The sequence below is a fragment of the Cupriavidus basilensis OR16 genome (assembly GCF_000243095.1).
Taxonomy (GTDB): Bacteria; Pseudomonadota; Gammaproteobacteria; order Burkholderiales; family Burkholderiaceae; genus Cupriavidus; species Cupriavidus basilensis_D.
The window spans coordinates 1-3073 of record NZ_AHJE01000274.1; the positions used below are offsets into that span (position 1 = coordinate 1).

The window sequence follows — 3073 nt, forward strand, 5'->3', positions numbered from 1 at the left end:
CTCCCCCAGCATATGCGCGCCATCGTTCGACGCGCTGCCATCCACGCCCAGGCCGACCGGCACGCCGGCATCGCGCATTGTTCGCACCGGCGCAATGCCCGAGGCGAGGCGCATGTTCGAACAAGGGCAATGGGCCACGCCCGTGCCGGTACGGGCAAACAGCGCGATGCCTTCATCATCCAGCTTGACGCAGTGGGCATGCCACACATCGGGGCCGACCCAGCCTAGTTCCTCGGCGTACTGGGCCGGCGTGAGGCCGAACTTCTCGTGCGAGTAAGCGATGTCGTTATCGTTTTCGGCCAGGTGGGTGTGCATCGACACGCCATAGTTGCGCGCCAGCAGCGCCGACTCGCGCATCAGGTCGCGCGAGACGGAGAACGGCGAGCACGGCGCCACCACCACACGCAGCATGGCGTGACGCGAAGCGTCGTGGTACCGCTCGATCAGCCGCTGGCTGTCTTTCAGGATGGCGGACTCCTCCTCCACCACCGAATCGGGCGGCAAGCCCCCCTTGCTGCGGCCCACGCTCATCGATCCGCGCGCGGCGTGAAAGCGCATGCCCATTACCGCCGCGGCCTCAATGGAATCGTCCAGGCGCGAGCCATTGGGGTAGAGATACAGGTGGTCGCTGGTGGTGGTGCAGCCGGATAGCATCAACTCGGCCATCGCGGTGCAGGTCGACACGTCGATCATTTCCGGCGTCAGGTGCGACCACAACATATAGAGGTTGGTGAGCCAGGTGAAGAGCTCGGCGTCCTGCGCCGCCGGCACGGCCCGGGTCAGGCTCTGGTACATGTGGTGGTGCGTGTTGACCAGCCCGGGGATCACCACCTTGCCGCGCATGTCGAGCACCTCGGCGCTGCCTTCCTCGATCAGCTGGCGGTATTGCGGCGGCAGCTCGGCGGTGGCGCCCACCCATTCGATCGCCGGGCCTTGCGCCACCAGCGCGCCACCCGGGATCTCGCGGCGTTGCGCATCCATGGTCACCAGGATGTCGGCATTGATAAGGATGAGGGTCATGGCGGGATCTTGAGGTTGGTGGCGGAAATGCCCGGCGCGGCATGCGGCCGGGCCCACACAGTCTAAGACGCCGGCAGGCCCTGGCAAAGCATCGATTTCCACCGACGGTGTGCGCAAAAACAGCACAACCGAGCGCGCAGCGCCGCTAACGCACCCCTGTGAACAACGCGACCAGGCCCTCGCCAATCCGATCGGCCATCAGTCCCGCCGCGGCGCTCAGCGGATTGCGCGCGCGCGCAACCAGGCGCAGCGTCTGGCACGGCAGCTTGCCGTCGCGCAGTGGCACCCAGGCCAGCGCCCCGCGTTCCCGCTCCTCCAGCACGTCGAGCGGATTCAGGAAGGCGATGCCGGCGCCAAGCATGACCAGGCGGCGCATCAGCGCGGTCGAGGTGGTCTCGGTCACTGGCGACACCTCGATCGCCGCTCGCGCGAAGGCTTCGTCCAGGATGGCGCGGAGCGACATCGACGGCGCAGGCAGGATCACCGGGTAGGCCAGGCACTCGCTGAGCAGCGTCGACGGCTGCGCCGCCAACGCATGCCCGGGTGCCACCACCGCGCCGATATGCCAGTCGTTGCTGGCCAGGATGCGGAAGGCGGCGATGTCGGGCAGGTCGTAGCCAAGGCCGAGGTCGACGTCGCCGCGCTCGACGGCGCTGACAATGTCGGCCACGGGCAGATCCAGCAGGCGCACCAGGATGCCCGGATACTGCTGGCGGAATGCATGCACCAGCGACGGCATCAGCGAGCCCGCGAGCCCGGCCGTGGTAGCCACGGTGACTTCGCCCTGGCGCACGCCCTTCACGGCCTCGATACGGCTGCGCAGCAGTTCATGCTCGCGCAGCGTCTGGCGCACGTGCGCCAGCACCATCTCGCCCAGCGGGGTCAGGCGCAGGCGTTTGTTGATGCGCTCGAACAAGGGGGCGCCCAACTCCGTCTCCAGGTCCAGGATCTGCCGGTTGATCGCGCTCGGCGCCACGTGCAGATGCAGCGCGGCCTGGCGGATCGATCCGCGGCTCACCACCTCGTCGAGGTAGCGCAGGACTCTGGCGTGCATGACGGGCTCCGGACTCTGGCTTTGGATTCAGCGCGGCTGCGGCAAGGGCATCGGCGCCTGGGAAGACGAGCGCATTGTAGCCGCTGAGCATGGGCGTGATCGGCAACCCGGCGCAGCGCAACCGCTCGAAGCAGGTCGAAGCGCCGCCCTGACTATGGACGAGCGTGCTGGACCTGACTACCAGCCATGAGGTCGGCTACCTGGAACACTGCCGCAAAATTCGCACGGCGCCGGCGGCGCATGTCTAAGCGCATAAGTGCAAATAGCTGTTGCAATGTCACAATCCGCCATCTATAATCTTGGACTTCGTTGGGGCGTTAGCTCAGTTGGTAGAGCAGCGGACTCTTAATCCGTAGGTCGAGTGTTCGAGTCACTCACGCCCCACCAGCGAATTCCAAAAGCCGGAAGCAGCAATGCTTCCGGCTTTTTCCATTTTCAGTTGGCACGCAAAACAGCGCGCCATGCCTGGGCCAACCCCTCCCACGCCACGCTGAATACGCGGGTTGATACCAGCGGGCTGGGGAAGGGTCAGGGGCGTTCAGGGAACGACCCGGGACCCAGTGTGAATACATTACAAACATGACGCGACCCCACTCGAGAGGGGTCGCATGCGCGGCGCATTCGGTCGTCGCCTCAACCGTGCCTGGCCCGCTCGAACAATTCACGCGCAAGCCCGCGATGCTGCGCAAGGACGCGCGGCAATTCCACCGTCTGCAACTGCCCATCGCGCACCACCACCTTGCCGTTGATCACGCTGGTGGCGACATTGCCCGGCGTACAGAACACCAGCGCCGCCACCGGATCGTGGCCTGCGCCGGCGTAGCCCACCTGCGCCATGTCGAAGGACACGAAATCGGCCGACATGCCGGGCGCCAGCGCCCCGATATCGTCGCGGCCCAGCACGCGCGCGCCGCCCAGCGTAGCGATCTCCAGCGCCTCGCGCGCGCTCATGGCAGCGGGCCCATAGCCCACGCGCTGCAGCAGCATGGCCTGGCGCAC

Annotated in this window: 3 protein-coding genes and 1 tRNA gene; 1 reads left to right on the plus strand and 3 read right to left on the minus strand. The window is 66.6% G+C overall.

Annotation, left to right across the window (positions count from 1 at the left end; translation table 11 throughout):
- Both OR16_RS38675 and OR16_RS38680 read right to left on the minus strand, forming a co-directional pair.
- Nucleotides 1–1020: 8-oxoguanine deaminase (locus tag OR16_RS38675; protein ID WP_006164837.1), on the minus strand; the 1020-nt coding region annotated here is incomplete at its 3' end.
- 145 nt (nt 1021–1165) lie between these two features.
- Complete coding sequence (locus OR16_RS38680) at nt 1166–2074, minus strand: LysR substrate-binding domain-containing protein (protein WP_006164838.1); 909 nt, start codon at nt 2072–2074, stop codon at nt 1166–1168.
- Nucleotides 2075–2385: 311 nt separating this feature from the next.
- Here OR16_RS38680 and OR16_RS38685 point away from each other — a divergent pair.
- Nucleotides 2386–2461, plus strand: a tRNA-Lys gene (locus OR16_RS38685).
- Nucleotides 2462–2707: 246 nt separating this feature from the next.
- Here the strand turns inward: OR16_RS38685 and OR16_RS38690 are convergent.
- Nucleotides 2708–3073 (minus strand): amidohydrolase family protein (locus tag OR16_RS38690; protein ID WP_141639983.1); only part of this gene is annotated, 366 nt, incomplete at its 5' end.